The organism is Ascidiaceihabitans sp. (assembly GCF_039986515.1).
Lineage (GTDB): Bacteria > Pseudomonadota > Alphaproteobacteria > Rhodobacterales > Rhodobacteraceae > Ascidiaceihabitans.
In genome coordinates, this window is the sequence record NZ_JBDWQO010000007.1 from 155,483 (window position 1) to 179,048 (window position 23,566).

Sequence of the window (23,566 nt, forward strand, 5' to 3'; positions counted from 1 at the left end):
GCACCCCGCATGCGCCCCATCAATCTCCATCTTTTTCAATGCGACGGCACGGGTTGGGTCATTTGGAAACGGCGGTGCGTCCCAATTCCCGAGATAGCGGTTCGCCAAGCTGCCGCATTCAAACAGGTCAGAAGGGTCACACGTGTTCGGGTAGCCGTCTTGCGCGATTGCACCCGCACTTAGGAAAGGCAAGAAGGGCGAGGGCAAACCGCATCGCGTTATCCTTGCAGCTTCTGTGCGACCAGTTGGTTCACCGCTTTGGGATTGGCTTTGCCCCCCGTCGCTTTCATCACTTGACCCACGAACCAGCCGGCGAGTTTGGGGTTCTCTTTGGCTTTTTCGACTTGGGCGGGGTTGGCGGCGATGATGTCGTCGAGTGCGGCCTCGATGGGGCCGAGGTCTGTGACCTGTTTCATGCCTTTTTCTTCGACGATTTTCGCGGGGTCGCCGCCGTCGGTGTAGACGATTTCAAAGAGGTCTTTGGCGATTTTGCCGCTGATGGCGTCCGAGGCGATCAGGTCAATGATGCCGCCGAGTTGAGTGGGCGTTACGGGGCTGTTTTCGATGTCTTTGTCGTCTTTTTTCAAGCGCCCAAAGAGTTCGTTGATGACCCAGTTGGCGGAGGCTTTGCCGTCACGGCCCTGTGCGACTTGTTCAAAGTAGTCCGCGGACTCCAATTCTGCTGTCAGAACTGAGGCGTCATAGTCTGTCAGCCCAAAGTCATTGATAAAGCGCGACTTTTTCGCATCGGGCAGCTCGGGCAAATTTGCCTCGATGTCATCTACCCACGCCTGTTCTATTTCCAAAGGCAGCAGGTCGGGGTCGGGGAAATAGCGGTAATCATGCGCCTCTTCTTTGGAGCGCATAGAGCGTGTTTCGCCTTTGTCGGGATCATACAGCCGTGTTTCTTGGTCGACTGTGCCGCCGCCCTCGACGATTTTGATTTGGCGTGCAGCCTCGACCATGATGGCTTGCTGGATGAAGCGCATGGAGTTCATGTTTTTGATTTCGCAACGTGTGCCAAGGTGGCTGAAATCCTGGGTCGCTTGGTATTTTTCGTACTGACCGGGCAAGCAGATCGATACGTTCACGTCCGCGCGCATCGCACCCGATTGCATGTCGCCGTTGCAGGTTCCCAGATAACGTAAAATCTGGCGCAGTTTCGTGAGATAAGCGGCGGCCTCTTCCGGTCCGCGAATGTCAGGTTTGGACACGATTTCCATCAGGCACACGCCTGTGCGGTTCACGTCCACAAAGGACATGTTGGGGTCCATGTCGTGGATGGATTTGCCCGCGTCCTGTTCCATGTGGATGCGTTCGACCCGTACGTTACGTGCGGTGCCGTCGCCCATTTCGACCAAGACTTCGCCTTCACCAACGATGGGGTGATAAAGCTGGCTGATTTGGTAGCCTTGGGGCAGGTCGGGATAGAAGTAGTTTTTGCGGTCAAAGGCAGATTTCAGGTTGATCTCGGCCTTGAGCCCCAATCCTGTGCGCACGGCTTGTTCGATGCAATATTCGTTGATGACGGGCAGCATGCCGGGCATGGCGGCGTCCACAAACGACACGTTTGAATTGGGCTCTGACCCGAATTGAGTGGAGGCCCCCGAAAAGAGTTTCGCGTTCGAGGCGACTTGGGCGTGCACCTCCATGCCGATCACCAATTCCCAATCATGCTGTGCGCCAGCAATCGTTTTGATCTTCGGGCTGTCGTAGGTCAGGTCAAGCATGTGCGGGCCTCTTGGGTGTGCGTTTGCCTTGTCATAAATCACGGTCTGGATGGGGGCAAGCGCGGATGGGGGCCAGCCGCCGACGCTTTACGTCTTCCTAGGGATTTTTTGGGGGAAAGGACTTTATTATGGGGGGTGGGTCCGCAGAGAGCGTTTTAAGTATCGGGAAAGGTGTTGTGCACCCACCGCATGACGTCATGCTTTGATTGTAGGTGATATTTTTGCAGATGTGGTGGTGCCGTTTCGAACCAGTTTTTCAGCGAAGCCCGCCCGCTGTGCCGCGTGCGCCAAATCCAGCGATAAAAAGTTGCGTCTAGGCGTTCCGGGCAGCCTTTAGGTAAATCGGGGCGGTTTGATCCGTAGTGTTTCACCGATCGCCACAATGCGCGACGCAAGCGTAAAGGGGCAGGTAGGTCCAACCAGATCAGGGTGTCGGCCCGCGCCATGCGTTGTGGATAGGTTGTAGAATTTCCACCCTCAAAGACCCACCGGTCTTGGGCAATAGCATCCAGAACAAGCGGAGTTTTTTCGGCTTGTGTGCGTTCTATCCAGCCGGTTTTCCAATGGATCAGGTCGATATGGACCACAGGCAAATTGCCGCGGCGACCGATGTCTCGGGCCAAGGTCGATTTGCCTGATCCAGCTTGACCGATGATCATGATTCTGTTCATCCCGCAATTGATACAAACGGGCAGGGCGTTGGTCTAGGCTAATGCGCCCTGAGCCTACGGCGTGCTGGTCTGCGGCATTGCGGCCTATGGCACATGTGGATGTGCAGACTTAGGGTCACGCTGAAAGGATGTGCCCCATGGACATCAAAGAATGCGACCTGCCTGAAACAGCCCTGCATGCGTACCACCTGTCAGAGCCAATCACCTACACGGATTGCTTTACCTGCGACGTAAAGCGGGACGTTGATTTACAATCTTTTATCTCGGCTTTCTACACCACTGGGATATTCAAATCCGAACGGCTGGTTTTGCGCCTTTTGGCCCGTGCCCCGTCCAATGATGCAGACGTTTTGGCCTTGGCGTCCGGGACTTCTACGACTTTGGCTGTCTGGAAGGTTGAAGCCCGCGCAAAGGATCAGATTGTGCTGGATGCAGGGCGTACCAAATCATGGCTGCACGTGGCCCCGAGCGATACGGGGACGCGACTTTTTTTCGGGTCCGTTGTTGTGCCGGAACCTGCCAAGAACGGCAGGCCACCCCGTATGGGACCGGTGTTTGAGACGCTTTTAACGCCCCACAAGCTTTATTCGCGTCTGTTGCTTGCTGCTGCAGCACGGCGGTTGGCATCGGCTTGACCAACGCCGGAACCGTGCACGCAATCACGCAGGGCGGGTGACAGGCCCGTCTTCTGTGAAAACAACCTTGCGGCCTGCTGCGATGTCCGGTCGAAACAGATTACCGATAATGCGCAATGCATCGGCTTGACCGGCTGCCGCGAAACGATCAGGGCACCGCACGCGCAATGAATTGTCAAAACCGCGTGCCGCATGCGCCCAGATCATCGGATGCAATTCCGTCAGGTGTTCGCGAATGATCCACTTGGCGCAGTCTGCGATTTGGCTGCGCACCTGATCCGCTTCGTCATGCCCGCCACGGGCATTGCCCATAGTGTTGGCGCAATACGCCGCCATCAGGTTCACAATGTACTGGTTGTTGGTACGCTCGAGAATATCACGCAGGCCGTCCACAAAGAACGAAACATCAAGCCGCGCACAGGCCTCGTCGTCAAATGCGATAGCGTCCAGCTGAACCCAGGTGTACGCGCCTGCGCCCCATGTGCTTTGTGTCCGTGATGCGGTACGGCGCGCTTCCAGTTCCAGTTGGTTGTAATCCCCGAACCAGCGTGGAAGCAAATGGTTGCCCATGGCACGCATCGCGCGTGCATTTTCCGGGTCCAGATCAATAAGTTGCTGGTATGCATCGGCAATTTTGAGTTTTCCGTCAGGGCACCCACCACGCAAAGCACATTCAGCGGCGGCCAGAAATGCAGGCTTTGGCGTCAAGGATTGAAAGGGTTCCAGAATGTCACGGGCGCGGTCAAAGTGGGCTTGGAAAGCTTCTTTGTTGCGTTGGCACACCTCAGCGTCCCAGCACGTCCCGCGCCATGCCCAAGCAATGTCCATATGCGCATGGGCCACGATGGCAGCGATGATGTAGTCTTGACCGCACTCAGCCAGCACCTCTTCAAGCGCTTCAATCCCGGCTAGAATGGGCGCACCCTTGGCTGGTTTGCCAGAAAGCAATGCGTGTTCACAGGCCTGTACGACGTCTGCGCGCGCACCATAGCTTATCAGATCCGCGACCGGCATACCGCCTGACGTTTTGCTCAGGGATCTGTCAGCCAATCGTATAGCGCTTGAAATATCATGCCAGTTTTCTTGCCGTGCCAGACGTTGGCCGCGCATCTGGTGAAAGTCCCGTTCGCGGTCCTCGGCCGTGGGGTCGGGGCAGGGGATCACCAATGCGTCTGTATCGTTTTGGGTTGGCGTTTGATTTTGGCGTGCAGCAACGCGTTTTGGACGGACATGGGTGTGCGGAACAACAACGCCGTCCTCGTCAATATGAGGTGTGGCGCGTTTGAAGGCGCCCAAAATAGGGTTAACCGTTTTTGAAATATAAGATGCCAATTGCATAGACAGACCATCCTGGACCATTAAAGAACTGACCCTAATCTGCCCAAGCAATGGGGCCGAAACGTGGCGCGGACGCGAAAGTTTCGCGCTTATGTTTTGGCAAAATGGCTTATTTTGTTAGCAGAAACTTAACATTTGGCCTCAATTCCCGCCTTGGTAGCGGAGGTTGCACTTTATGAGGGAGGGGCTGCATTTTGCGTCGCCCAATTGCGTGCGCAAAGATTTAACGCATAGCGCGAAACAGTCGTCACGGGACCCTGTCATTGTTTCACGCGGGCCTCAATCAGACTGGCCAGACTTGCAATCTGCAGATACATATTTGCATAGTTTGGCATGAAACACGCGACCTCTCTTTTGTTATTCATGGTTCTTATGGCGGCGCCTGTGGCTGCTGTCCCAAACGAACCGTTGCGTCCAGACACTAGCCAAGACGTGGTTCGGGACGCTGACGGAAATTCAGTTAAAGACCTGCGTCCCAAGGCCAGATCAGGCCATATGCCACGCACCCGTTGGACCCATCAGCCGGGCCATTTGTTGTGGAACAGGGCAGCCTTGACCGCTTTGAAGACCCATGGGAAGCCCCTGACGGACATGGTGCCGGGTGATATTCAAAACTGGTGCCCCCGATATCCGGATGCAAATGACGCCGACCGGCGTGCGTTTTGGCTTGGCTTTATGTCCGCACTGGCGAAATTCGAAAGCACCTACAAGCCCCGCGCCGTTGGCGGAGGCGGGCGTTGGTACGGTCTGTTGCAAATCTTGCCTGCGACGGCGCGTGGCTACAAATGCAATGTCGGCACTGGTGAGGCACTGCGCAACGGTGCGGCCAACCTAAGCTGTGCGGTGCGCATTATGGCCTTTACCGTGCCGCGGGACGGGCTTGTGCATGGCAAGGATCGCAAGTGGCGTGGCGTCAGTGCCGATTGGGGGCCAATGCGCTCAACCGCCAAGCGGGCCGACATGGCAGGGTGGTTAAAACGGCAACCTTATTGCGCTTTGCCCGATGCGATACGGCCCAAAGCGCGGCCATAACGCGCAAGACTGACCGGTCCAGCTACATAAAGCCGAAGTGATGTCTTTCGGTCTTGATGTCTCTGTTTTTCAGGTCCGCCTCGATGGCGTCTGCGGGTGGTGTGGCTTCAAAAGGAACTTTCACCCGCCGCCCGTTGTGCAAGACCAATGCCATACGGACAGACAGGTCCAATCGGGTGTCAAAGCGTACGTGGTCCACACGGTTCCATGCCACTTTACCTGTTTTGGCCCCAGCAAACCAGGTGATGTCTGTGGCGGCAATCTTCATACCGGCTTGGCGCGCCGTGAGCAGATCATATAGCGCAGGTAGGGTCGCAACACATAGGATCGCAGCGATCCATAGGGCCATATCGATCCAAAGCACCAATGCAGTGACACAGGCCCACACCGCCAGAACCGTCAGCAGTGTTGCGCGGTTTCGTCCCGATCGCGTGTAATCGAAGTCCGTCATGACAGATGGAATGCGCGTTTGATATCCACCAAAGCCTCTGATTGGCGCGTGGACAACGGATGTCCGGTGCTGTGTATCGTGCCCTGAATGACGGCCATCAACACACCAAAGCTTTGACCTTTGTCCAGCGCGTACAGCCGTTTTGACAGGCGTTTCACAGCCGCATCTGCCCCGCCGCAAGTTTCCACAAACCATTGTCCAAGGACTGCAATTTCCTGTGCCTGCTGGCTGTCCAACTCTAGGTGGTTGCGCAGTTGTGCATCCAACGCGGTGCGCCCGTCTTGGGTCGGAAGATCATCCAACGCCATAAAGGCCGCGGACAATCCGCCTAAGGCCAGTTTCGGGTCGTCGATGCTGTCGACGGGATGGATGTTTTGCTTGCGTCGAAACCCAAAGCGACGGGCGGCTGCACGAACATCAGACGCGACATCCATCAGTTCAGACGCCATTTCCGCGCCACGTCTTGCACGAATGACCATGAAATAGGCGGCTGTGGCCAATCCGATAAGTCCCAGAATGAACGGCATGTGATCCTCTTACTCTTTAATGCATGTTATTGAAGAGACATCTTATACAGTTACCGGCCACCCGTCACATCCAAAGCAGAGCCCGTGATGTAGCTTGCGTCCTGCGACATCAACCACAACACGGAGCGGGCAATTTCCATGGCAGATCCGGTGCGCTGCATGGGCACCATATGGGCCAGACGTTCTGCGCGGTCGGGTTCTCCGCCTTTGGCATGGATGTCGGTTTCGATCAGACCGGGGCGCACGGCCATGACGCGAACGCCTTGCGGGGCCAGCTCATCGGACAAACCTTTGGTAAATGTATCGATCGCCCCTTTGGAAGCGGCATAGTCTACATACTGGTTCCCCGATCCCAAACGTGCAGCCGCAGAGGAAATATTGATGATGCTGCCACCGGATCGCAATCGTTGCGCTGCCCCTTTGGCCATCATCACGGCCCCCAGTAGATTGACCTCGAACATACGCGCAATGCGGGCGTAATCCATGTCGACCAATTGGGCCTTTTGCCCGACAATGCCTGCGTTGTTGATCAATGCATGCATCACACCAAATTCGGCATCAAGGGTGTCATAGATACGGTCCACATCCTGCGGCTTGGATACGTCGCCCTGCACAAGGATGACACGGGCGCCGTGGGCCTCGGCAGACACACGGGCTGCTTCAGCGCCATTCAGGTCCGAATTGTAGTTCAGTAGAATATCGTAGCCCTTTTGGGCGGCCAATTCGACACAAGCAGCACCGATACCTGCGGAGCCTCCGGTGACCAAAACAACAGGTCTGGACATGGTATGTTCCTTTTTCTTTAGGTCTTTTCTTTAAAACACCACGGAAGGGGCAGCAGGATGGGCGCTGGCCCCCTTCAAGCTTCGCGGATACGTCCAATCATCTCGGCGGTGTCGCGACTTAGGCCGGGCGTATTGGCGATGCGTTCCAATTGCGCTTTTATCAAGGTCTGACGAATGGCATCGTAGCGGCGCCAAGTTTGAAAGGCGGAACACATGCGCGCGGTGGTTTGTGGATTAACTGGGTCCAGTTTGATCAACCAGTCCGCCAGCAATGCATACCCTGATCCATCTTTTGCGTGAAAGCCTGCATGATGCATGGCCAAAGCGCCCAAAGTGGCGCGAAAGCGGTTGGGATTTTTCCAGTTGAAATCATGGTGCCGTGTAAGGGCCGTGGCCGTATCGGCAGCATCATCGGGCTTGGCCTTCATCACTTGCAGACCGAACCACTTGTCCATCACCAGCCGGTCATCTTTCCATTGGGCTTCAAATGCACCAAGGGCTGCGTCGCCTTGCTCGGCTCCGATCAAAAAGCCCAGGGCTGCAAGCTGTTGTGTCATGTTGGTGGCAGCGTCGTATTGGGCCTGGGCCACCGCACCGCCATCGCGGCGGGTGATCAGTGCCAGCATGGCATTGCCAAGGGCGCGTTTGCCCGATTGGGCCGCGTCCGGGGCATAGTCTTGGGTCACCTGATGGGCATCATACAAGGGATGCAGCATATCTTGCAGGGCTTCGGCCTGCGCCTCGCGCATCGCATCGACAGCAAGATGAATCGCATCGGGATCAGGCACGTCACCTTCTGCATGCAGGCTGGCTGCCAATTCGGATTGTGCGGGCAAACCAATCATCAAGGCGCGGTAGGCCGGATCAAGACGATCGTCGGCCACGACCTTCGTCAGACCTCCAAGGTATGCGCTGTCCGGGGCTTTGCCCTGACGGATTGTCGCCATCAATGATCCCTTTGCCAATGCGCGCGCACTTTCCCAGCGATTAAAGGGATCGGTGTCATGGGCCAGCAAAAACGCATGATCTGCGGAATGATCCAACACCACAGGCGCCGAAAAGCCGCGTAGGATAGAGGGGACAGGCCGCGCGGGTTGTCCGGGAAACGAAAAGCTTTGGGTCTCTTTGGTGATTTCCAGCACTTGGGTGCCCATCGCTTCTGATCCGTCGGCGGCCAACAGACCCATGGCAACGGGGATCACTTGGGGCTTGGGGTCCGGTGTGGTCGCGCTGGGCGGTGTGTGTTGGGTGAACGTCAGCGTGTATGTGTCGCCTTCATAGCTTTCGGTGACTTTCAAATGTGGCGTGCCCGCTTGGCTGTACCAGCGTTTGAACTGTCCCAGATCGCGGCCGGTGCTGTCTTCGAATACTTGTATCCAGTCCTCGATGGTGCAGGCTTGCCCGTCGTGGCGGTCAAAGTACAGATCCACCGCCTTGGAATAGGCATCCGCACCGACAAGCGTACGCAACATCCCGATCACTTCTGCGCCTTTTTCATAGACGGTGGCGGTGTAGAAATTGTTGATCTCCTGAAAGCTTTCGGGGCGCACAGGATGGGCGAGGGGGCCTTGATCTTCGGTGAACTGGCGACCACGCAAATCAATCACGTCCGAAATCCGCTTCACCGGCGCAGAACGCATGTCAGATGTGAACTGACTGTCGCGGTAGACGGTCAGCCCCTCTTTCAGACAAAGCTGGAACCAGTCGCGGCAGGTGATGCGGTTGCCTGTCCAGTTGTGGAAATACTCATGGGCGATGATGGCTTCAATCCGCTCAAAATTCTGGTCGGTCGAGGTTTCGGGACTGGCCAGAACCGCGGAAGAGTTGAAGACATTCAGGCCCTTGTTTTCCATAGCGCCCATGTTGAAGTCATCGACGGCCACGATGTTGAAGATATCCAAGTCATATTCGCGCCCATAGACTTTCTCGTCCCAGACCATGGAATCCTTCAACGCTTGCATCCCGAAGGCGCATTTATGTTCGTCTCCGGGGCGCACATAGAGGTTCAGTTCGACCTTGCGACCGTTCATGGTAATAAACTTGCCGGGGTGTGCGATCAATTCGCCTGCCACAAGTGCAAAAAGATAGGCGGGCTTGGGCCACGGGTCATGCCATTCGGCCCAACCTTTGCCCGACGCCACAGGGTTGCCGTTGGACAACAAAACGGGTTCGGGCCCATTGATCCGCACAGTGAAGGTGGACATGACGTCGGGACGGTCAGGGTAGTAGGTGATCTTGCGAAAGCCTTCGGCCTCACATTGCGTGCAATACATGCCGGATGATCTGTACAGCCCTTCCAAAGCGGTGTTGCCTGCGGGATCGATCTGTACCTCGGATTCCCAAACAAACGGAATGTTCGGCACGTCACATGTCAGCCCTTCGGCTGTGATGGATGGCTCTACGGTTTCGCCATCAATTTTGGCCCACCGCAGCGTCAGCTCTTCGCCGTGCAGAAAAAACGTCTTGTCTGTCGCGTCCGGATTGGGTGCGAATTTGATGCGTGAGGTGACGCGGGTGGCGGACGGTGCCAAATCAAACGTCAGATGGACCTCTTCGACAGTGAACCCGAAGGGCGTGTAGTCTTTCAAATAGATTGTTTGGGGGGCCGCATCACGCATCGCACATCTCCTGTTTAACGATGGGAACGCTAGGCCGATCACGCAGCGGCCACAAGGCGCGTTGCCCTTTTTTGCGCAACGCGGGGAACCTTTTGTGCCCGGAACGGTTTGTTTCGTGAAGCACGACCGCGCCTCTGCGCGACTGTGCAAAATGAAAGGACGCAAACATGTCAGCACCTGACACGAATATTGAAAAGCAATCCAACCGCCACCGCCCTTCCTTGCTGGGCATTGGCGCGGCTTTGGGATTTGTCGCTTGACGGGTAAATAGAGGGTTAAGGGGTACTGAGTGAAGAAGAGGCGCGCATTTTGTGCACCTGTTTTTTGTGGCCACGGTTTCTTTGTGAAAGCGTTGATCTAGGTCATGCATTATGACGCGCCCAATTGTTTTATGGCTGAAAAGAGACTTGCGCACCGCTGATCATGCGGCGTTGGCGCAGGCTATGGCTATGGGGCCTGTTTTGCCGTTGTACGTTTGGGAACCGGACCTGTGGGCACAGGACGATGCGTCACACCGGCAGTGGGCTTTTGTACGCGAAAGTGTGGCCGAACTGCGCTTGGCCCTGGATGCGCTGGGCTTGCATCTGGTGGAACGCGTGGGAACGGCCACAGGCGTTTTGGCTGATGTTCATAAGCAAGTTCCGTTTGATCACATGATCAGCCATGAGGAAACCGGCAACGGGTGGAGCTATAAACGCGATCTTGCGGTGGCCGCATGGGCGCGGGGCACGGGTGTTTGGTGGCAGGAGATTGCGGGGTGTGGTGTCGTGCGCCGCCTGAATGGGCGCAACGGATGGGCCAAGCGGCGCGACAGTCACGTCAATTCGGGCATCATCGCGCCACCGTCACCTGTTACCGCCTTGGAAAAGCTGCGGCTTGCGTCTGACCCAGCACCCGATTTTGGGCTTCAGGACATGTGCCCCGACCGTCAAGCCGGCGGACGTGAGGCGGGCTTGGTGGTATTGCGCAGTTTTTTGGACACGCGTGGGCGGTCTTATCGTCGGGACATGTCGTCGCCATTGCAGGGGGCTGTGACCTGTTCGCGGGTGTCTGCGCATTTGGCGTTTGGCACCTTATCGGTGAGGGAAACGGCGCAGATGGCCGTGAGGCCACGCGATGCTGAGTGGGCCAAATCCCTCAAATCGTTCCAATCGCGTTTGGCGTGGCGGGATCATTTCATGCAAAAACTAGAAGATGAACCCGCACTTGAACACCGCTGCTTGCATTCCGCTTACGAAGGCATGCGCCCGCAGCACGCAGACCCCGTGCGGTTGCCGGCTTGGGCCCAGGGCGAAACGGGTTTACCGTTTGTGGATGCATGCATGCGGTCATTGCAGGCGACGGGATGGCTCAATTTCCGGATGCGGGCGATGGTTGTGGCTGTGGCATCCTATCATTTGTGGCTGGATTGGCGCAGTACCGGTCCTGTTCTTGCGCGGTTGTTTACCGATTATGAGCCGGGCATCCACTGGTCGCAGATGCAGATGCAATCTGGGGTCACAGGCATGAACACGGTGCGCATCTACAACCCCATTAAGCAAGGCCACGATCAGGACCCTTCGGGGGTGTTCACCCGGACTTGGGTGCCTGAATTGGCACATGTCCCCGACGCATACCTACAACAGCCATGGCTGTGGGATGGCGCGTCGCGCTTGGCGTATCCTGCCCCGATTGTCGATGTGGTTTCTGCGGCTCGATTTGCCCGCGAAACTGTACATGCGGTGCGAAAAGGCGGCGCGTTTCATTCAGAGGCTGCCCGCGTGGTGCACAAACATGCCAGCCGCAAAGACAGTCAAAGACGGTTCCAACGCGACCCCGTAGGCCGCAAGTTGCCCAAAGCGAAACAAGCAGATTCAAGACAGTTGGGGTTCGAATTCTAGCATGGCAAAAATGCGCAAAAAAGCAGATTTGCCTGCCAAGATCTGCGCCACCTGCGCCAAGCCGTTTGTGTGGCGCAAGAAGTGGGCCAAAGTCTGGGACGAGGTGCGTTATTGCTCGGACAGATGCCGCCGGACCAAACGCTAGGTCCGGGTGTTGCGTGATAAATTGTAGATTTTTTCGAAGGCAGCGCGACATCGTCCCATTTCATCTTCAACGCAAAGCCCCTATGCATCCCCTTGAGTGTTTTCATCTGTTGATTGGCCGTTTGCCTGTTGAAAAAGAAATGGTGGGCTGAACCCCACCTTACGAGCCCCACCTTACGAGAAGGAAAAGAACCATGATCTCATTGAGAAAAGCCCGCACCATCGTCCGCAAAGCCATGGAAAAAGGAACCGAGGACGGCATGAAGCCATTGTCTGTTGTCGTGTTGGACGCGGGCGGCCATGTGCAAGCCTTTGAACGCGCCGATGGTGCTGCCCCCGGCCGCTTTGCGATTGCGCATGGCAAGGCCTATGGTTCCGTTATGTTGGGCATGGCCGGCACAGCCCAGATGGCGCGCGCCGAGGCGCAAGCATATTTCATGAATGCCGCCAATGGCGTGTTCGGAGGGCAGGTTATTCCGGTGCCGGGCGGTGTTTTGCTGCGTGGCAAAAAGGGCGAAGTGATTGGCGCGGTTGGCGTGACCGGTGACACCTCTGACAACGACGCGATTGCGGCGATGGCTGGCATTGAAGCGGCTGGCTTGACGGGCGAGATCTAGAACCGCCTAAATTTGGCGCATCTTGCGTTATGCGGATATGCGCACAGTCGGTTGCGCGAAAGGGTGGGCTTTTCATAGTCTGCCCTTTCTTTATATATTCAGATCAAAGTGAGGCACGAGGGACAGAATGGCACGACCTATTATCGGCATTATTTCAAACACACATTTGATCAACGACGAATACGAGGTCCACGCAGGTGGGAAAATGAACGTCGATGCTGTGTCTCAGGTCTGTGATGCTTTGCCGGTTTTGATCCCTGCAGATCCCTCCCATGTCGACATCGAAGATCTGATGGCCCGTTGCGCGGGATTTGTGTTTACCGGTGGTCGCCCCAATGTGCATCCCGAAGAATACGGCGAAGACCCAACCCCCGCACATGGCGATTTCGACCGCGACCGCGATGGCTTGGCATTGCCTTTGATCCGCGCTTGCGTCGAACGGGGATTGCCTATTTTGGGCATCTGCCGTGGGTTTCAGGAAGTCAACGTGGCGATGGGGGGCTCTCTTTATCCTGAAATCCGCGATTTGCCCGGACGGGACAATCACCGCATGCCTCCCGATGGCACCATCGAAGAAAAGTTTGCATTGCGTCACGCTGTGTCTTTTTCCGCCGGTGGTGTTTTTCACCGGGTCATGGGGGCGTCCGAGGTCATGACCAACACGCTGCATGGTCAAGGCATCAAGACGCCGGGGGGGCGCGTGATCGTTGACGGAACGGCGCCCGATGGCACCCCCGAAGCCATTTACATCGACGGCGCCCCCGGCTTTACCCTGTCCGTGCAGTGGCACCCGGAGTATCAAGCGGCTATGGATCCGGTATCGCGCCCCTTGTTTGCGGCCTTTGGTGAAGCGGCGCATGCTTGGGACGCTGGCGAAATGCGCCCTGCGCTGAAGTCTGCTTGAACGGGGGAGGGTGCACTGAAGCGCACCTTACCATTTTCAGAGCGACTTTGACCCTGTTACCGCAGAGGTTTCATTGGGAAGAGGATGGCGCGTAAGGCGTGGCTTGCCGCGCATTGGGGCAGTTGGGTTGTGCGCCTTTGTCTGGTTTGGGGCATACGAAAACCCCACAGGCGTTTGTGGATCATACTCACCACGCCGAATGGCTCTGTGAACCGACGTATAGGCCCAATCCTGTGGACGGCGGACCAAACCAGCCTGCACCGGTGCCTTCAGGATCATTTGCCGGTGTGCTTCATAATCATCGGCATCTTTCAGGTGGTGTTCCCAGAAACGACGCTGCCAAATACCTTTCTCACCCCGCCGTATGGTCACTGGATCGCGGTGTGCCGGAGTAGGAAGTCCACGCGAAAACTGCGACTTTAGCATGCGCCAGCGGGTGCTAAAATCAGAGTCGGCGGGCGGCAACGTCCAGATGGTGTGGATGACAGCGGGCAAAACAACGATCTCGTTGATCTCGAAGGGGTAACGCGTGCGGGTGATGCGTGTGGCGTGTCGCAGCCGCTCGATTTCGCGCACAAGCAAGTCGCCGTTGCGGTTTGCAAGACGGACGGTGAAGAAAAGTTGAGCGCCGGGTTGCTGTGTACGGATATAATTGGACATGTCCCGATCCTATCCACGTCTTGGTTAAGCGAAGTTTAACGTGAGACGGGAAAGGGACGGGGTAAGGTGCACCTTGGTGCACCCCATTTCACATCTGTCCGCCGGCAATCTCGATGTTCTGGCCATTGATGCTGCCGGATCCCGGACCGACGATGTAATTCATGGCGGCGGTCACTTCCTCGACCTCGACCAAGCGGCGATGCCGGTTTGTATTCACCATGATCCCACGTGCTTTGTCTTCGGAAATACCTGCACGTTGGGCAATGCTCGTGGTGTTGCGGGTCACGATGTCGGTGTCGACGTAGCCCGGGCAGATCGAATTGAAGGTAAACCCGGTGCCCATGTAGTCCTCTGACAAAGAGCGGATCAGCCCGATCATGCCGTGTTTGGACGCCGAATAGCAGGCCGCCCCCGGCACGCCGCGGATGCCCGCAATCGACGACACCGCGATCACACGTCCCCAATCGGTGTGTCGCATCGAGGCGAGACTTTCGCGGATGGTCAGAAAGGCGCCGTCCAAATTGGTTGCCATCATGTCGCGCCAGAATGCCATGTCGGTTTTATGCACGGCCTTGCCTGTCGCAACGCCTGCGTTGGCGATGCAAACCTGCACTGGCCCGCGTGCTTCAACTGCGGCCCCGATGGTGTCAACAATCTGCTGTTCTTCGCGTACATCCATCGCCATGCCTGTCATGCCAGCGGTCGCAACCTCGTCCAGAACCTCTTGGCGGCGTCCTGTGATTGTCACCAACGCCCCCTGCGCCGCAAGACTACGCGCCATATCCAGACCAATCCCCGTGCCGCCGCCGGTGATCAGCGCGTGTTTTCCCTGCAATGTCATATGAGTGCTCCCTTAAAGTTGATTTCACGGTAGTCGCAAGGATTTGTATCGCAAACTGTGCCGTTGGGTCATTGCACTGGCTGTGACGTTAGGTGACAAGGGGGAATGGAACAGCTTTCCCTACCCAAAATGATAGATGTGCCACCCGTTTGGTTGGCAGCCTTCGCTGCGATTGCATGGTGTCAGGCGACCTATCTGCCATTGGGATTAAGCCTTGCACACCCGATAATCCAATTGCTGGGCGGATTGCTTGTTGGGGCAGGGGTCGTGGTGATCTTATTGGCTGCTTACGAATTCCGACGTCATAAAACGTCAATTATTCCACATCTCACACCAAACACGATTATCCAGTCCGGCGTGTTTTCAAAGTCGCGTAATCCAATCTATCTGGGCGACGCACTGATCTTGTTGGGACTGGTTTTGCGCTGGGACGCCGTGCTGTCGCTGCCCTTGGTCCCGATCTTTGTTTGGTGTATCGAAAAGCGGTTTGTCGTGGTCGAGGAAAACCGGATGCGGCGTGAATTTCGGGCAGATTATGGTCGATACGAACAAAAAGTACGTCGCTGGCTGTAAATCTTTGCGTTTATTGTTGCTGCGTCGCAGCGTCGTGACTTGTATCGGAAACTTTTGCAGGGTAGTGGACATTGCAGAATAATGCGCCATGTTGCCGCCTATCCAAGCGCGGTTGTCGCTTATTGAATAGGAACGATGGGGGACTTTCGAGTGAAGATCGGGACACCAAAAGAGTTATTTGAGGGCGAAGCCCGTGTGGCGATGACGCCAGACAGTGCGCTTCAGCTGCAAAAGCTGGGTCATGAATGTGTTGTTGAAACGGGCGCAGGTGCGCTGGCGGGTTTTGATGATGCTGCATACAAGGACGCAGGCGTTGAGGTCGTGAAAACGGCTGCCGCTTTGTGGAAGGCCGCAGATGTGGTCGCCAAGGTCCGCGCACCGGATGCGACAGAGGTCAAACGCCTGCGCGATGGTCAAACGCTGATTTCCTTCATCAATCCAGCGGCTAACGAAAAGCTGATGGATCAAGCCGCTAAAAAGGGTGCTACCGTCGTCGCGATGGACATGGTGCCACGTATTTCGCGTGCCCAGAAAATGGATGCGTTGTCGTCCATGGCAAACATTGCGGGTTATCGCGCGGTTATTGAGGCTGGCAACAACTTTGGCCGCTTCTTTACGGGGCAAATTACGGCTGCTGGTAAGGTTCCGCCTGCCAAGGTTCTGGTTGTTGGCGCTGGTGTGGCTGGTTTGGCCGCTGTGGGCACTTCCACGTCGCTGGGTGCCATCACATATGCCTTTGACGTGCGGCCGGAAGTTGCCGAACAGATTGAATCCATGGGCGCCGAATTTGTCTTCCTCGATTTTGAAGAAGAACAGCAAGACGGTGCGGCCACGGGCGGTTATGCCTCGGTGTCTTCCCCTGAGTTTCGCGAGGCCCAATTGGCCAAGTTCCGCGAAATGGCCCCTGAGGTTGATATCGTCATCACCACGGCCTTGATCCCCAACCGTGAGGCCCCTGAATTGTGGACCGAAGACATGGTTGCGGCCATGAAACCCGGTTCGGTTATCGTTGACTTGGCGGCGGAAAAAGGCGGCAACTGCAAGCTGACCGTCATGGACGAAAAGATCGTCACCGACAACGGTGTCACCATCATCGGGTACACCGATTTCCCAAGCCGTATGGCGACCCAAGCCTCGACACTGTATTCCACGAACATCCGCCACATGATGACGGACCTGACGCCGGAAAAAGACGGGGTCATCAACCACGACATGGAAGATGACGTTATTCGTGGGGCCACCGTGACCCATGAAAAAGCCGTCACTTTCCCGCCACCCCCACCAAAGATCGCAGCGATTGCAGCGCAGCCTAAAAAGGACGCGCCAAAAGAGCTGACGGCCGAAGAAAAACGCGCCGCAGAAACAGCGGCCTTCAAAGCACAGACCAAAAATCAGGTCACGCTTTTGGCCGTGGGCGGCATTGCATTGCTTGCTGTGGGTCTTGTTGCCCCCGCCAGCTTTATGCAGCACTTCATCGTGTTTGTTCTGTCGGTCTTTATCGGCTTTCAGGTTATTTGGGGCGTGGCGCATTCGCTGCACACACCGCTTATGGCCGTCACAAACGCCATCTCGTCCATCATCATTCTGGGCGCACTTATGCAGATCGGATCGGGCTCCGGCCTTGTCATTCTGCTGGCGGCCTTGTCGGTCTTTATGACGGGTATCAATATTTTCGGCGGCTTCTTGGTCACACGGCGCATGCTCGCCATGTTCCAGAAATCGTAAGGGGGCGGATCAATGGAATTCGGTTTTACAACAGCGGCTTATGTGGTCGCAGCGGTTCTTTTCATCCTGTCTTTGGGTGGATTGTCCGGTCAAGAAAGCGCGAAACGCGCGGTATGGTATGGCATTGCGGGCATGGCTTTGGCTGTGGCTGCGACACTGGTCGGTCCTGGTGCGGGGTACTGGTTGCTGTCGCTGATCCTGATCGCCATGGGCGGCATGATTGGTTATCAATTGGCCACCAAAGTGCAGATGACGCAGATGCCGGAACTGGTTGCAGCGATGCACTCATTGGTCGGCTTGGCCGCGGTCTTTGTGGGCCTCATCGCGCACATTGAAATGGGCCGCGTTGCGGGCATGGGCGAAGACGAACGCAAAGCGCTTGAAGGTTTCGCCGCACTCCTCGCCAAGAAAGACGGCGTTGAGATTGCGATTTTGCGCGTTGAGCTGTTCTTGGGCGTCTTCATCGGTGCTGTGACCTTCACAGGCTCTGTCATTGCCTATGGCAAGCTGGCGGGTAAAGTGGATTCAGCCGCGACGAAACTGCCAGGCGGTCATTTGTTGAACGCAGCGGCAGGCGGTTTGTCGATCATCTGCCTTGTTTGGTACTTCAACACAGGCGGCTTTATGCCCTTGTTCTTGATGACGTTGGCGGCACTCTTCATCGGCTACCACTTGATCATGGGCATCGGCGGCGCGGATATGCCTGTGGTTGTTTCCATGCTGAACAGCTATTCCGGCTGGGCGGCGGCGGCGATTGGTTTCAGCCTTGGCAACGACCTGTTGATCGTTGTGGGCGCACTTGTTGGCTCTTCCGGTGCGATCCTGTCCTACATCATGTGTAAGGCGATGAACCGGTCCTTTGTGTCTGTGATCTTGGGCGGTTTTGGCGGCCCGGCTGGCGAACAAATGGCCGTTGAAGGCGAACAGATCGCGATTGAGGCGGACGGCGTTGCCACCGCTTTGAACGAAGCGGACAGCGTCATCATCATCCCGGGTTACGGCATGGCGGTGGCGCAGGCGCAAACAGGTGTGGCCGAGCTGGTCCGCAAACTGCGCGCCAAGGGCAAGAACGTGCGCTTCGCCATTCACCCCGTCGCGGGGCGGTTGCCGGGCCACATGAACGTGCTGCTGGCCGAGGCCAAAGTGCCTTATGACATCGTGATGGAAATGGACGAGATCAACGAAGACTTCCCCGACACGGACGTCGCCATCGTGATAGGCTCCAACGACATCGTGAACCCTGCGGCGCAGGACGATCCGAACTCGCCTATCGCAGGCATGCCGGTTCTGGAATGCTGGAAAGCGAAAACCGTGTTCGTGTCCAAGCGCGGGCAGGGCACAGGGTATTCCGGCATCGAAAACCCGCTGTTCTTCAAGGACAACACGCGCATGTTCTATGGCGATGCAAAAGCATCCCTAGACAAGCTTTTGCCGATGATCGACTAAGGCACAGTCATAGACATTTGGGAAAGGCGGTCTTCGGGCCGCCTTTTTCTATTTGGGCAGGTTTTTTGCATACCATTGCAACGTCTTGAACAGGGCAAATAACCCGCCAGCCAGAACCATGCTTGTGATCCCGTTGCGGTTTCTAAGAGTTAGACCGAACAGGTCGGGTAACAAAACTTCGCACAAGACAAGCCCCATCAGGCTGAACAAACACCCCGACACGATCATGGCCAACACGATGACGCGGGCCTCACGTTCTGGAATGTTGGAATTGCCCTTTAACACGGCGATGCTGGCTTGCCTGTTTGATTTTGAAAAACTGCGACGCAGGCTGACGGTAGGGAACAACAAAAAATACGGCCAAAGCGCCAAAGCCACTGCTCCTGAAATCACAAATGCCAAGGCCACGGGACCATGCATCAACGCCACGGTCGCTCCGACTGCGGCTTGTAGGGCAATGTATTTGGGATCTTCTACGGTCTTCATGGATCACCTTTTACTCGGTTTTAAGACAGACTTAGCTGACGGAAATACCGAAAGGCGAAGGGAAAGGCAAAACCCGACCTGCATTTTTGAGGGGTTGTAAACTTGATAGCAATATTTTTGTGGCACTCAAAGGCAAATGGATAATCTTGAAAAATACGTCGAAGCAGGCAGTGCTGCCAAGACTTCGGGTGGCTTTACGAAATGGCTGACAAAGCATGCAGTCATGTTTTACCCACGCAGCAACCGGCTGGTGGTGACGTTTGACAATATGAAAAGCAGGGATGCGAAAGCGCCTGTTTATCCGTGGGGTTACAATTTTGTGGCCAAACACGGCTGGTCGCATCTGGGGATCGTGATGGTGGATCGAAATGATTGGTTTCGACATCCAAGCTTGTGGGCGTGTCTGGACCGGTTTCGCAAGAAGGGTTTTTTTGAACAATTCGACGAGGTGGTTTTTTACGGCAGTTCCATGGGGGGCTACGGGGCACTTGCCTATGCCCCATTGTCACCGGGGGCTACGGTGGTGGCTTTGACGCCGCAAACTTCGCTTGATCCACGGATTGTTCCATTTGAAACGCGTTTTCCGGCCCCGTTCAACCGCGGCACATGGACAGGGCCTTACGCTGACGGGGTTGCGGGTGCTGCTTCGGCACAAAAGGTGTATGTGCTGGTGGACCCATTTTTTGCACCAGACGCGCAACACGTCATGCGACTGCAAACGGACAACCTGATCTGGTTGAAAACACCACATCTGAAAAATCAGGCGGCAAATGTTCTGAAAAACGGCAACCTTCTTTCAAAAGTGGTGCCTGATGCGTGGAACGGTACCCTGACGGCGCAGTCCTTTGACAGGCAGTTTGACGCTTTGCGCCTATCCAAACCCTTTGCGCGGGTTTTGATCCGTTCTGCTATTGATGCAGGGCATTACGATCTTGCCGAACGCGCCTTGGATGCAATTTCCGCAGCGCACCCAAAGTGGGCGTTTTCACCTCTGCACGAAAAACTACAAGGCGCCACCGGGGACGAACAAAGACACTAAACCTACTTGGATTTGCCTTTGGTATACAATTGTATTCCAGTAACATGTTGAAATATAATAAAAGTTTGACTTTTTGTTGAAAGGGCGTATCTCTCCTACAAGAGCGGAGAATAAGACATGCCCCCTATCGACGATCACCCGATGCGCTACAAATTGGCCAATGAACTGCATGCGCGTCCGTTCCCGTCCATGTCAGCGCCTTGCACAGCAGCCTATATTGCGATCAAGCAATCGGGCAAATCGGCGACGCGTGACCGCACCCTTGATCTGGATCATTTGATTGCCTTGTTGGACCGTCACGGGGCACCTCACCCTCAGCCCGGGGCCACGCATTACTACGGGCAAATCGGCCGCCATTGGTTGAAGTGGGAACAGCACACCGAATTTGTCACCTACACGGTCTTCTCGGAAGGGGTAGGGGACCGTGCGTTTGACCCGTTAGCGTTCGATCCCTTTCCTGCCGATTGGCTCGGTGTCGCACCAGGGGTGACGATGACGTCGGCCCTTTTGCGCATCGAAGTGGAAGCTACCGAAAGCAAGATTGTGCAGCGCCTGCAGGATTGGTTTGTGCCGGAAAGCCTGGCTGTCAGTTCTGTGCTTGACGGTGCCGCTGTGGTGGCCGGAGACTTTCGGATAGACACAAGCGGTCACCAGCGGTTTGCGGTCTTTGTGGCGCCGAACACAGGGGCGCGGCGCATCGGGCGCATCGTGCAGCGTTTGTGCGAGGTCGAAACCTATAAGACAATGTCGATGCTTGGATTCGCGCGATCGCGCGAACTGGGGCCTGACCTGAACCGGTTGGACACGCAACTGACATCGCTGGTGGGCAACATGCGCGATGCGGATGCAGAAGCGGAAAAGACGCTTCAAGAGCTGCTGGCGGTGTCCGCGGAACTGGAAACCTTGTCCGCGGAAAGCGCATTCCGCTTCGGGGCGACAGGGGCTTATGAGGCCATCGTAGATCAACGCATCAATGCGCTGCGCGAAGAACGCTATCTTGGGCGTCAAAGCTTTGGTGAATTCATGATGCGCCGGTATGAGCCTGCAATGCGCACTGTCAAATCAGCTGAGCGACGCCTTGAGGCAATGACCAGCCGTTCTATTCGTGTCAGTAATTTGTTGCGCACCCGCGTTGATGTGGAACGCTCTGCCCAGAACCAAGCCTTGTTGGAAAGTATGGACAAGCGATCTGATTTGCAGTTGCGGTTGCAGCGCACGGTAGAGGGCCTGTCTGTGGTCGCGATCAGTTACTACGCAGTGTCGCTGGCTGCTTATGTTTTGTATCCCGTGACAGAGCTTACAGGCATCAGCAAAGGTATGCTGACAGCGCTTGTCGCTTTGCCTGTGGTTGGTCTGGTCTGGTACATGGTGCGACGTATCCGCAGCAGTGTCGAAGGCAAGTAAGCCCGAAAGGCGCAGGTAAAACGCGCCCTTTGGTCAGCGCCCCCGAATACGTGGATCAAGCGCGTCGCGCAGCCCGTCGCCCAAGTAGTTCACACCCAGAACCGTGAGGGAAATCGCAATGCCCGGAAACAGCACCCGTTCTGGAAATTCGGTCATGCGCGGAACTGCATCAGACAGCAATTTGCCCCATGTCGGAAAATCAGATGGAAAGCCAAAACCAAGGAACGACAGCGCACTTTCGGTAATGATCGCCGTCGCCAGCCCCAAAGTCGCTGACACCATGATTGGCGAAATGACGTTGGGCAGCAGGTGCCGTGTGATAATTTTGTAGTTGGATGTTCCGATAGATCGCGCCGCCAGAATGAATTCGCGTTCTTTCAGGGCCAGTATTTCACCACGCACAATCCGTGCGGTTTGCATCCAGCTTGTAATGGCGATAACGCCCACAATCAGAATAAACATCCCCATTTCGGGTCCGAAGTTCGACCGTAAGGGTTGCCGAAACAGCACCACAGCCACCAACAAAAGTGGCAGGATCGGCAAGGACAACACAAGGTCGGTGAAGCGCATCAGCCAGAAATCCATCTTGCGGAAATAGCCTGACATCACACCAATGCCAGTGCCGATCACCAAAGACAGCACCATGGCAGCCCACCCGACGGCCATTGATGCGCGCCCGCCTGCAATGATGTTGGCCAGTATATCGCGGCCCAGATTGTCCGTGCCTAACGGGCGTGACCACATCACTTTGGCATCAAAATCCCACAGTGCGACAAAGATGGGCCGCACGTCGCGCAGCGTCAACATTTCGCGGCCCTTTGGCAGCGCTTGCGGATCAACCCGCCAGATGTATGGGCCGATCAACACAAACAGCGTGATAAACACAAGGAAACCGCCGCCAAACAGCGCCCCTTTGTGCTTTTTGAATTGGTTCCACACATCAGCCCATTGGCTGCGGGGGTCCTTTGGAGGCTCGATGTCACGAAGCGCCTCGAAGTGATCGTCAGGTGCAGTCTCAGTCATAGCGGATCCTCGGGTCGAGCACGCCGTAAAGGACGTCTGCGATCAGGTTGAAAAGCACGATCAGGATCGCGAAGATAAAGGCCAGGGTTTGAACCGTGGGCAGGTCGTTGGACAGCAGTGCACGAATGAACATGTCGCCGATGCCCGAGACACCAAAGACCACTTCGGTGATGATTGCGCCGCCAAAGATGGCAGGGATGCCCAAAGCGATGACAGTGATCACCGGGATCATGGAATTGCGCACGACATGCACCATGACCACAACCGCCTCGGACAAGCCTTTGGACCGCGCTGTGCGCACATAGTCCTGGTTCAGGTTGTCCAGCACAGAGGCCCGCATATAGCGGCTGATCTGGGCCGTGGTTTGCAGCGCAAGCACCATCACGGGCAGGATCATTTGCTGGAACTGCACTTTGAAGCTGGCCCAGTCCTCAACCACGTGGGTGGTGTCGTACAGCAGGGGCACCCATCCCAGTTGCACCGCAAATATGATGCCCAACAAAGGTCCGGTGAAAAACGGTGGCACGGAAAAGCCGATCATGGTGATGAATGTACCCGATTGATCAAAGACCGAATACTGGCGGTAGGCTGAATAAATGCCCACAGGGATCGAAATCAGCACGCCCACAACATAGGCCATGCCCACAACCCAGAATGTCTGGGGCAGGCGTTGCACGACCACATCCATGACCGGACCACGCCACTGCCATGAGATCACGCGTTGTTTGCCTTCGGAAAACTCCGTTCCGAAGAAGTAATCAAAGGCAACTTGCGGTTCGATCCAGAAGAACTGGATCAGCCATTTGTAGTATTGCACATAGATAGGCTCACCCAAACCAAGGGCTTCGCGCATCTTCTGTTTCACCTCTGGAGGCACGGTCAAAGGCACTTGCGCCATCGGATCACCGGGGGCGAGCTGCAACAGTAAAAAAATGATAAGGCTGATAAACAAAAGCGTCGGGATCGACAGAAGCAGTCGTCGGATCGTGAAGGTCAGCATGCGCGGCGCCTTTGTGCGTCAGTCTTTTTATGGGAAA

At 56.0% G+C, this 23,566-nt stretch carries 23 protein-coding genes; 11 read left to right on the forward strand and 12 right to left on the reverse strand.

The window, feature by feature from the left end; genetic code table 11:
* Positions 1-218: 218 nt before the first annotated feature.
* A complete protein-coding gene (gene gatB, locus ABJL60_RS03395; RefSeq protein WP_348374785.1) occupies positions 219-1,730 on the reverse strand; it encodes an Asp-tRNA(Asn)/Glu-tRNA(Gln) amidotransferase subunit GatB in 1,512 nt (503 codons plus the stop codon).
* 155 nt (positions 1,731-1,885) lie between these two features.
* Positions 1,886-2,389 carry an AAA family ATPase gene (locus tag ABJL60_RS03400; protein WP_348374787.1) on the reverse strand — a complete coding sequence of 168 codons (504 nt, stop codon included), beginning with the start codon at positions 2,387-2,389 and terminating at the stop codon, positions 1,886-1,888.
* Positions 2,390-2,538: 149 nt separating this feature from the next.
* On the opposite strand from ABJL60_RS03400, the gene ABJL60_RS03405 reads away from it, so the two are divergent.
* Positions 2,539-3,036 carry a hypothetical protein gene (locus ABJL60_RS03405; RefSeq protein WP_348374789.1) on the forward strand — a complete coding sequence of 166 codons (498 nt, stop codon included), beginning with the start codon at positions 2,539-2,541 and terminating at the stop codon, positions 3,034-3,036.
* A 24-nt stretch (positions 3,037-3,060) separates the two neighbouring features.
* Here the strand turns inward: ABJL60_RS03405 and ABJL60_RS03410 are convergent, their stop codons facing one another.
* Complete coding sequence (locus ABJL60_RS03410) at positions 3,061-4,374, reverse strand: hypothetical protein (protein WP_348287172.1); 1,314 nt, start codon at positions 4,372-4,374, stop codon at positions 3,061-3,063.
* A gap of 333 nt (positions 4,375-4,707) precedes the next feature.
* Between ABJL60_RS03410 and ABJL60_RS03415 the strand changes: the two genes are divergently transcribed.
* Positions 4,708-5,406, forward strand: coding sequence for a transglycosylase SLT domain-containing protein (locus ABJL60_RS03415; RefSeq protein ID WP_348318607.1), 699 nt, complete (start codon positions 4,708-4,710; stop codon positions 5,404-5,406).
* A gap of 22 nt (positions 5,407-5,428) precedes the next feature.
* Here ABJL60_RS03415 and ABJL60_RS03420 read toward each other — a convergent pair whose 3' ends face one another.
* The 4 genes from ABJL60_RS03420 to pepN form a co-directional block, all read right to left on the reverse strand.
* Positions 5,429-5,857: a hypothetical protein gene (locus tag ABJL60_RS03420; protein ID WP_348288050.1), complete on the reverse strand. Its 429-nt coding sequence runs from the start codon at positions 5,855-5,857 to the stop codon at positions 5,429-5,431.
* Positions 5,854-6,384 (reverse strand): hypothetical protein, encoded by a 531-nt coding sequence (locus ABJL60_RS03425; protein ID WP_348374790.1) that lies wholly within the window; start codon positions 6,382-6,384, stop codon positions 5,854-5,856. The genes ABJL60_RS03420 and ABJL60_RS03425 overlap by 4 nt, the downstream gene beginning before the upstream one ends.
* A gap of 50 nt (positions 6,385-6,434) precedes the next feature.
* Complete coding sequence (locus tag ABJL60_RS03430; protein WP_348374792.1) at positions 6,435-7,169, reverse strand: SDR family oxidoreductase; 735 nt, start codon at positions 7,167-7,169, stop codon at positions 6,435-6,437.
* 74 nt (positions 7,170-7,243) lie between these two features.
* Positions 7,244-9,787 (reverse strand): aminopeptidase N, encoded by a 2,544-nt coding sequence (pepN, locus tag ABJL60_RS03435; protein ID WP_348374794.1) that lies wholly within the window; start codon positions 9,785-9,787, stop codon positions 7,244-7,246.
* A 371-nt stretch (positions 9,788-10,158) separates the two neighbouring features.
* Between pepN and ABJL60_RS03440 the strand changes: the two genes are divergently transcribed.
* The 4 genes from ABJL60_RS03440 to ABJL60_RS03455 all read left to right on the forward strand — a co-directional run bounded on the left by ABJL60_RS03440 (position 10,159) and on the right by ABJL60_RS03455 (position 13,332).
* A complete protein-coding gene (locus ABJL60_RS03440) occupies positions 10,159-11,667 on the forward strand; it encodes an FAD-binding domain-containing protein (protein ID WP_348374796.1) in 1,509 nt (502 codons plus the stop codon).
* Between the two features lies 1 nt (position 11,668).
* Positions 11,669-11,812 carry a DUF2256 domain-containing protein gene (locus ABJL60_RS03445; RefSeq protein WP_108828831.1) on the forward strand — a complete coding sequence of 48 codons (144 nt, stop codon included), beginning with the start codon at positions 11,669-11,671 and terminating at the stop codon, positions 11,810-11,812.
* A 193-nt stretch (positions 11,813-12,005) separates the two neighbouring features.
* The gene (locus tag ABJL60_RS03450; RefSeq protein ID WP_108828830.1) at positions 12,006-12,428 is read left to right on the forward strand and encodes a heme-binding protein; all 423 of its coding nucleotides are present in this window, start codon (positions 12,006-12,008) and stop codon (positions 12,426-12,428) included.
* Positions 12,429-12,555: 127 nt separating this feature from the next.
* A complete protein-coding gene (locus tag ABJL60_RS03455; RefSeq protein WP_348288040.1) occupies positions 12,556-13,332 on the forward strand; it encodes a gamma-glutamyl-gamma-aminobutyrate hydrolase family protein in 777 nt (258 codons plus the stop codon).
* 36 nt (positions 13,333-13,368) lie between these two features.
* Here ABJL60_RS03455 and ABJL60_RS03460 read toward each other — a convergent pair whose 3' ends face one another.
* Together ABJL60_RS03460 and ABJL60_RS03465 are read right to left on the reverse strand one after the other, a co-directional pair.
* Entirely contained in the window at positions 13,369-13,992 is a 624-nt protein-coding gene (locus ABJL60_RS03460) for a transposase (RefSeq protein ID WP_348374798.1), read from the reverse strand.
* A gap of 88 nt (positions 13,993-14,080) precedes the next feature.
* The gene (locus ABJL60_RS03465) at positions 14,081-14,833 is read right to left on the reverse strand and encodes an SDR family oxidoreductase (RefSeq protein ID WP_348374799.1); all 753 of its coding nucleotides are present in this window, start codon (positions 14,831-14,833) and stop codon (positions 14,081-14,083) included.
* A gap of 105 nt (positions 14,834-14,938) precedes the next feature.
* Here ABJL60_RS03465 and ABJL60_RS03470 point away from each other — a divergent pair, with 105 nt between their 5' ends.
* The 3 genes from ABJL60_RS03470 (at position 14,939) to ABJL60_RS03480 (ending at position 18,577) form a co-directional block, all read left to right on the forward strand.
* Entirely contained in the window at positions 14,939-15,406 is a 468-nt protein-coding gene (locus tag ABJL60_RS03470; protein ID WP_348288034.1) for an isoprenylcysteine carboxylmethyltransferase family protein, read from the forward strand.
* 150 nt (positions 15,407-15,556) lie between these two features.
* Positions 15,557-17,131, forward strand: a complete 1,575-nt coding sequence (locus tag ABJL60_RS03475; RefSeq protein ID WP_348288032.1) for a Re/Si-specific NAD(P)(+) transhydrogenase subunit alpha — start codon at positions 15,557-15,559, stop codon at positions 17,129-17,131.
* A 12-nt stretch (positions 17,132-17,143) separates the two neighbouring features.
* Entirely contained in the window at positions 17,144-18,577 is a 1,434-nt protein-coding gene (locus ABJL60_RS03480; RefSeq protein ID WP_348288031.1) for an NAD(P)(+) transhydrogenase (Re/Si-specific) subunit beta, read from the forward strand.
* Positions 18,578-18,625: 48 nt separating this feature from the next.
* Here ABJL60_RS03480 and ABJL60_RS03485 read toward each other — a convergent pair whose 3' ends face one another.
* The gene (locus ABJL60_RS03485; protein ID WP_348374801.1) at positions 18,626-19,063 is read right to left on the reverse strand and encodes a hypothetical protein; all 438 of its coding nucleotides are present in this window, start codon (positions 19,061-19,063) and stop codon (positions 18,626-18,628) included.
* A gap of 136 nt (positions 19,064-19,199) precedes the next feature.
* Between ABJL60_RS03485 and ABJL60_RS03490 the strand changes: the two genes are divergently transcribed.
* Both ABJL60_RS03490 and ABJL60_RS03495 read left to right on the forward strand, forming a co-directional pair.
* On the forward strand, positions 19,200-20,102 hold the full coding sequence (locus tag ABJL60_RS03490; protein WP_348374803.1) for a hypothetical protein: 903 nt from the start codon (positions 19,200-19,202) through the stop codon (positions 20,100-20,102).
* A 117-nt stretch (positions 20,103-20,219) separates the two neighbouring features.
* Complete coding sequence (locus ABJL60_RS03495) at positions 20,220-21,506, forward strand: DUF3422 domain-containing protein (RefSeq protein WP_348288025.1); 1,287 nt, start codon at positions 20,220-20,222, stop codon at positions 21,504-21,506.
* Between the two features lie 33 nt (positions 21,507-21,539).
* Here the strand turns inward: ABJL60_RS03495 and ABJL60_RS03500 are convergent, their stop codons facing one another.
* The gene (locus ABJL60_RS03500; protein WP_348288023.1) at positions 21,540-22,529 is read right to left on the reverse strand and encodes an ABC transporter permease; all 990 of its coding nucleotides are present in this window, start codon (positions 22,527-22,529) and stop codon (positions 21,540-21,542) included.
* Positions 22,522-23,529, reverse strand: coding sequence for an ABC transporter permease (locus tag ABJL60_RS03505; protein ID WP_108828820.1), 1,008 nt, complete (start codon positions 23,527-23,529; stop codon positions 22,522-22,524). The genes ABJL60_RS03500 and ABJL60_RS03505 overlap by 8 nt, the downstream gene beginning before the upstream one ends.
* Positions 23,530-23,566: the final 37 nt, after the last annotated feature.

Coding starts and splice junctions, on each gene's coding strand:
- gatB (WP_348374785.1), bottom strand. CDS start 1,730: ATGCTTGACCTGACCTACGACAGCCCGAAGATCAAAACGATTGCTGGC.
- ABJL60_RS03400 (WP_348374787.1), bottom strand. CDS start 2,389: ATGATCATCGGTCAAGCTGGATCAGGCAAATCGACCTTGGCCCGAGAC.
- ABJL60_RS03405 (WP_348374789.1), top strand. CDS start 2,539: ATGGACATCAAAGAATGCGACCTGCCTGAAACAGCCCTGCATGCGTAC.
- ABJL60_RS03410 (WP_348287172.1), bottom strand. CDS start 4,374: ATGCAATTGGCATCTTATATTTCAAAAACGGTTAACCCTATTTTGGGC.
- ABJL60_RS03415 (WP_348318607.1), top strand. CDS start 4,708: ATGAAACACGCGACCTCTCTTTTGTTATTCATGGTTCTTATGGCGGCG.
- ABJL60_RS03420 (WP_348288050.1), bottom strand. CDS start 5,857: ATGACGGACTTCGATTACACGCGATCGGGACGAAACCGCGCAACACTG.
- ABJL60_RS03425 (WP_348374790.1), bottom strand. CDS start 6,384: ATGCCGTTCATTCTGGGACTTATCGGATTGGCCACAGCCGCCTATTTC.
- ABJL60_RS03430 (WP_348374792.1), bottom strand. CDS start 7,169: ATGTCCAGACCTGTTGTTTTGGTCACCGGAGGCTCCGCAGGTATCGGT.
- pepN (WP_348374794.1), bottom strand. CDS start 9,787: ATGCGTGATGCGGCCCCCCAAACAATCTATTTGAAAGACTACACGCCC.
- ABJL60_RS03440 (WP_348374796.1), top strand. CDS start 10,159: ATGACGCGCCCAATTGTTTTATGGCTGAAAAGAGACTTGCGCACCGCT.
- ABJL60_RS03445 (WP_108828831.1), top strand. CDS start 11,669: ATGGCAAAAATGCGCAAAAAAGCAGATTTGCCTGCCAAGATCTGCGCC.
- ABJL60_RS03450 (WP_108828830.1), top strand. CDS start 12,006: ATGATCTCATTGAGAAAAGCCCGCACCATCGTCCGCAAAGCCATGGAA.
- ABJL60_RS03455 (WP_348288040.1), top strand. CDS start 12,556: ATGGCACGACCTATTATCGGCATTATTTCAAACACACATTTGATCAAC.
- ABJL60_RS03460 (WP_348374798.1), bottom strand. CDS start 13,992: ATGTCCAATTATATCCGTACACAGCAACCCGGCGCTCAACTTTTCTTC.
- ABJL60_RS03465 (WP_348374799.1), bottom strand. CDS start 14,833: ATGACATTGCAGGGAAAACACGCGCTGATCACCGGCGGCGGCACGGGG.
- ABJL60_RS03470 (WP_348288034.1), top strand. CDS start 14,939: ATGGAACAGCTTTCCCTACCCAAAATGATAGATGTGCCACCCGTTTGG.
- ABJL60_RS03480 (WP_348288031.1), top strand. CDS start 17,144: ATGGAATTCGGTTTTACAACAGCGGCTTATGTGGTCGCAGCGGTTCTT.
- ABJL60_RS03485 (WP_348374801.1), bottom strand. CDS start 19,063: ATGAAGACCGTAGAAGATCCCAAATACATTGCCCTACAAGCCGCAGTC.
- ABJL60_RS03490 (WP_348374803.1), top strand. CDS start 19,200: ATGGATAATCTTGAAAAATACGTCGAAGCAGGCAGTGCTGCCAAGACT.
- ABJL60_RS03495 (WP_348288025.1), top strand. CDS start 20,220: ATGCCCCCTATCGACGATCACCCGATGCGCTACAAATTGGCCAATGAA.
- ABJL60_RS03500 (WP_348288023.1), bottom strand. CDS start 22,529: ATGACTGAGACTGCACCTGACGATCACTTCGAGGCGCTTCGTGACATC.
- ABJL60_RS03505 (WP_108828820.1), bottom strand. CDS start 23,529: ATGCTGACCTTCACGATCCGACGACTGCTTCTGTCGATCCCGACGCTT.